This is a genomic window from Micromonospora sp. ATCC 39149 (assembly GCF_000158815.1).
Lineage (GTDB): Bacteria > Actinomycetota > Actinomycetes > Mycobacteriales > Micromonosporaceae > Micromonospora.
On sequence record NZ_GG657738.1, the window covers coordinates 6,495,369 to 6,500,743 of the forward strand.

1 protein-coding gene and 1 pseudogene are annotated in these 5,375 nt (G+C 73.4%); one reads left to right on the forward strand and one right to left on the reverse strand.

Annotated elements, in window-relative coordinates:
• Positions 1 to 4: 4 nt before the first annotated feature.
• Positions 5 to 4,750, forward strand: coding sequence for a non-ribosomal peptide synthetase (locus MCAG_RS28000; protein ID WP_007076310.1), 4,746 nt, complete (start codon positions 5 to 7; stop codon positions 4,748 to 4,750).
• A 56-nt stretch (positions 4,751 to 4,806) separates the two neighbouring features.
• On the opposite strand, the pseudogene MCAG_RS28005 reads toward MCAG_RS28000, so the two are convergent.
• Positions 4,807 to 5,375 (reverse strand): annotated as a pseudogene (locus tag MCAG_RS28005) (hypothetical protein); the annotation flags it as partial.

The window sequence follows — 5,375 nt, forward strand, 5'->3', positions numbered from 1 at the left end:
GTTCATGACGCTGCTCGCCGCGTACCAGGTGCTGCTGGCCCGGCACGCCGGGCAGGAGGACTTCGCCGTCGGCGCGTCCGTGGCCGGCCGGTCCGCCCCGGAGCTGGAGAACGTCGTCGGCATGTTCATCAACATGCTGCCGCTGCGCGCCGAGCTGGCGGGCGACCCGACGTTCACCGAGCTGCTGGAACGCACCCGGCGCAGCGTGCTGGACGGCTTCGAACACGCCGAGGTGCCGTTCGCGAGGGTCGTCCACGAGCTGGGCCTGCCCCGCGACGTGAGCCGGTCCCCGGTGTTCCAGGCCATGTTCGTGCTGCAGAACTACGAGATGGGCCGGTTCACCGGCGTCTCCGACGCCGCCGACGTCCGCTTCGAGTGGACGCCGATGGAGCTGCGGGCCACCCGGTTCGACTTCGAACTGCACGCGGTGGAGACCACCGGGGGGCTGTGGGGAAAGCTGGTCTTCAACACCGACCTGTTCACCCGGTCCACCGTCGAGCGGATCGCCCGGCGGTGGACCACCCTGCTGCGGGCGGTCGTCGCCACGCCGGACACCCCGGTGTCCGCCCTGCCGCTGACCGATCCCGCCGAGCGGCAGCTGCTAACCGCGTGGAACGACACCACGGCCGAGTTCCCGCAGGAGCAGACCCTGCACGGGCCGTTCGAGCGGCTGGCCGCCGCCTGCGGTGACGCGGTGGCGCTGACCTTCGAGGGCCGCTCGGTGACGTACGCCGAGCTGAACGCCGCCGCGAACCGGGTCGCCCACCGGTTGCGCGCGGCCGGCGTCGGCCCGGAGACCCTCGTCGGGGTGTGCGCGGAGCGCTCGGTGGAGCTGGTCGCCGGCCTGCTCGGTGTGCTCAAGGCCGGCGGCGCGTACCTGCCGCTGGACCCGGAGTACCCGGCCGACCGGCTGTCCTTCATGGTCACCGACGCCGCCGCGCCCGTCGTGCTGGTGCAGGAGCACCTGCGCGACGTGCTGCCCGACACCGGTGCGACGGTGCTGGTCCTCGACGACGAGGCGACGTGGGCCGAGCAGCCCACCACCGACCCCGCGCCGACGGCCGGGCCCGGCAACCTGGCGTACGTCATCTACACCTCCGGCTCCACCGGGCGGCCCAAGGGCGTGCCGAACACCCACCGGGGCATCGTCAACCGCCTCGACTGGAAGCAGAAGGCGTACCGCCTCGCCGCCGACGACGCGGTGCTGCAGAAGACCCCGGCCAGCTTCGACGTGTCGGTGTGGGAGTTCTTCTGGCCGCTGCGCGAGGGGGCCCGGCTGGTGCTGGCGAAGCCCGGCGGGCACAAGGACGCCGCGTACCTGCGGGACCTGCTGGTGGCCGAGCGGATCACCACCGCCCACTTCGTCCCGTCGATGCTGACCGTCTTCCTCGGCGAGGACGGCATCGAGGCGGCCACCGGCCTGCGCCGGGTGATCTGCTCCGGCGAGGAGCTGCCGCTGGCCTCGGCCGTGGAGTTCACCGCCCGGCTGCCCTGGTGCGAGCTGCACAACCTGTACGGACCCACCGAGGCGGCCATCGACGTCAGTGCCTGGCACTGCGACCCGGCGACGCTGGCGCGACTGTCCGGCGTGCCGATCGGCGGCCCGATCGCCAACCTGCGGCTGCACGTGCTCGATCCGGCCGGCAACGAGTGCCCGATCGGCGTGGCGGGGGAGCTGCACATCGGCGGCGTCGGTCTGGCCCGCGGCTACCACCGCCGGCCGGCGCTGACCGCCGAGCGGTTCGTGCCCGACCCGTTCTCCTCCGAGTCGGGGGCCCGGCTGTACCGCACCGGCGACCTGGCCCGCTGGGTGCTCTCCCCGGACGGTCCGGGCGAAGCGGGTGGCGGCGATTCGGCAGCGGCCGGCGGCGGCGATTCGGCAGTGGCCGGCGGCATCCCGGGCGGGGTGATCGAGTTCCTCGGCCGCATCGACCACCAGGTGAAGCTGCGTGGCCTGCGCATCGAGCTGGGTGAGATCGAGAGCGCCCTGCGGGAGCAGCCGGGCGTCACCGATGCCGCGGTGGTCGTCCGCGAGGACACCCCGGGCGACAAGCGGCTCACCGCGTACCTGGTGGGCGACGCCGAGCACGCCGCGCTGAAGACGGCGCTGAAGGAGTCCCTGCCCGAGTACATGGTGCCGGCCGCGTTCGTCACCCTCGACGCGCTGCCGCTGAGCCCCAACGGCAAGCTCGACCGCCGGGCGCTGCCCGCTCCCGTGGTGACCCGCGAGGCGTCGGTGGCGCTGGTCGAGCCGCGCGACGACACCGAGCGGCTGCTGGCCGAGATCTGGTCGCAGGTGTTGGGCGTCGACACGCTCGGCATCGACGACGACTTCTTCGACCTGGGCGGGCACTCGATGCTCGCCACCCAGGTCGTGGCGAGGATCCGCAAGGCCGGGCGTGGCGGGCGGCCGGTCGGCGTGATGGACCTGTTCCAGCAGCGGACCATCCGCGAGCTGGCCGCGTTCATGACCGGCGACGCCGCCGACGACGGGCCGCGCCGGCTGCTCTACGAGCTGACCAAACCCATCCCCGCCGGCCGGCGGGTCCGCACGTACGTCTGCGTCCCGTACGGCGGCGGCAGCGCCATCGTCTACCAGCCCCTCGCCGACGCCCTGCCCGCCGGCAACGCCCTGTACTCGCTGGCGATCCCCGGGCACGACGTGGGGCTCAGCGAGGAGGGCCTGCCGTTCGAGGAGCTGACCCGCCGGGTCGCCGACGAGATCGTCGAGCGGGTCGAGGGCCCGATCGTTCTGTACGGCCACTGCGGCGTCGGCAGCGCCATCGTCGCCGAGGTGGCCCGCAAGGTCGAGGCGGCCGGCCGGGAGCTGGAGGCGCTCTACATCGGCGCGATGTTCCCGTTCGCCCGTCCGAAGGGCTTCTTCGCCGCCGCCCGCAACCGCCTGGAACAGCTCCGCAGCAACAAGCACTACGCGAGCTGGCTCAAGTCGATGGGCGTCGACACCGACGAGCTGGACCCGGAGCAGGCCGACCGGATCATCAGCAACATGCGGGCCGACTCCCGCGCCTCGGAGGAGTACTTCACCGGGCTGCTCAACGCCGGGGCGGCGAAGCTGCGCGCCCCGATCATCTCGGTGGTCGGCTCCGAGGACCCGGTGACCGACTACTTCACCGAGCGGTACGCCGAGTGGCAGTTCCTTACCGACACCGTCGGGCTGGTCGTCCTCGACCAGGCGGGGCACTTCTTCCTCAAGTACCGGGCCGACGAGCTGGCGGAGATCGTCACGGCGGTGCACCCGGCGGTGCTCGCCGACGACACCGCCGCCCTTCGGCCGGCGGCCCGGGGTGAGGACGCCGGCTGGGTGGTCGCCGACCACCAGCGCGTCGGCGCGGCGTCCCGTCCGGAGCAAGCCACGGTGAAGCCGAGCATGGCCCGGTTCGTCGCGGTCACCGCCGGCCAGCTCGTCTCCACCACCGGCTCGGCGCTGACCGCGTTCGCCCTGCCGATCTGGCTGTTCACCCAGACCGGCTCGGTGGCGAACCTGGGCCTGCTGTGGGCCCTGGCGCTGATCTGCGGCGTGCTGATGCTGCCCGTAGCGGGAGCGCTCACCGACCGGATCAGCCGGCGGCGGATCATGATGATCGCCAGCTCCGGCGCCGGGTCGATCCAGCTGGTGCTGGCCGCCCTGCTCTGGACGGACAACCTGCGGCTGTGGATGATCTACGCCCTGGTGGCGCTCAGCCAGGTCGCCGGGTCGTTCCAGCGCATCGCGTTCCAGTCGGCGGTGCCGCAGCTCGTGCCGAAGCGGTACCTCGGCCACGCGATGGGCGTCACTCAGCTCACCAACGGCTTCGCGATGCTGCTGATGCCGGTCTTCGCCGCCGGCCTGCTGGCCGCCATCGAGCTCAAGGGCATCCTGCTCATCGACGTGGCCAGCTACGTGGTGGCGGTGGCGACCCTGGCCGTGGTCCGCTTCCCCGACCTGCTCGGCTGGCGGCCCCGGGAGCGGCTGCTCGTCGCGATCGCCAACGGGCTGCGCTACTCGTGGCAGCACCGGGGCTTCCGGCTCATGCTGGGCTACTTCGCGATCGGCAACATCTTCCTGGCCCCGGCGCTGGTGCTGACCACCCCGCTGGTGCTCTCCTTCGCCACCGCGACGCAGGTGGCGCAGGTGGCCCTGGCCGAGGCGCTCGGCGCGGTGGCCGGCGGCGTGCTGATGTCGCTGTGGGGCGGCCCCCGCCACCGGCGGATGATCGGGGTGCTGATCGGCAACCTCGGCACCGCGCTCGGCTGCGTCGTGATCGGCCTGGACGCCTCCGTGGCGGTCATCTGCGTCGGGGCGTTCTGGCTGGCCATGGCGATGACCACCGCCCAGTCGATCTACGCGACGATCGTCCAGGTGAAGGTGCCGCAGCGGTACCACGGCCGGGTGTTCAGCCTCAACCAGACCATCTCCTGGTCAACGCTGCCGATCGGGTTCGCGCTGATCGCTCCGGCGGCCACCGGCCTGTTCGAGCCGATGCTCGCCGACGGCGGCGCGCTCGCCGGGTCGGTGGGCGCGGTCATCGGCACCGGTCCGGGCCGGGGCATCGGCTTCGCGTACGTCTGCTTCGGCGCGGCGCTGGTGCTGGTCACCCTCGGCGGCTTCGTCATCCGGCTGCTGCGCCGCTTCGACATCGAGGTGCCGGACTCGTTGCCCGACGACCTGATCGGCGCCCAGGAGCGCGAGCGGCGGCTGGCCGCCCGCACGGTCGAGCGGCAGGAGGAGAAGGTGCCCGTGGCGGCGTGACCCGTCCTGCGCCTGGCCGGGGCCGGTGGCGGTCGACCGCCACCGGCCCCGCGTGCTCAGGCCGCCGGCGGGTCGGCCAGGTCGGTGGCGGCGACGTCGTCGGGCTCGGCGATCCAGCCGGAGAAGACCGGCACCCCGTGCCACGGGCCGGCGCCGCCGCCGCGCCGGTCGGTGGCGACGGCCACCACCGCGTACGGGTGGCCGAAGCGCAACTCCGCGACGCGGGCCACCCCCTCCGGCGGCAGGCTGACCCTCGCGAACATCCCGGTCACGGCCGCCGCCTCGAACCCGTACCGGCTGTAGCGGGCCACGACCGCCTGCCGGGCCCGCACGTCGCCCGTGCCGAACAGCGGGGCCAGCACCCGGCCGGCGGCGGCGAAGCCGAGCCCGGTCAGGTCGTGCTCGTCCCGCGCCGACCAGCAGGGCAGCGTTGCCGTGTGCCGCTGCTCCCGGCGGCCGGGGGCGAACGTACGCACGGCCTCCTCGCGCAGCGTCCACAGCGGCGTGTCGCCCAGCGGCAGGTCGAACAGCGACCGCCGGCCGGCGGGCTCGTCTTGTGTTTTTTGTCCGCGGCGATCCGGTACGCGGCGGCGAGCACGTCGGTCGGGGGCACCCCGGGCGCGGC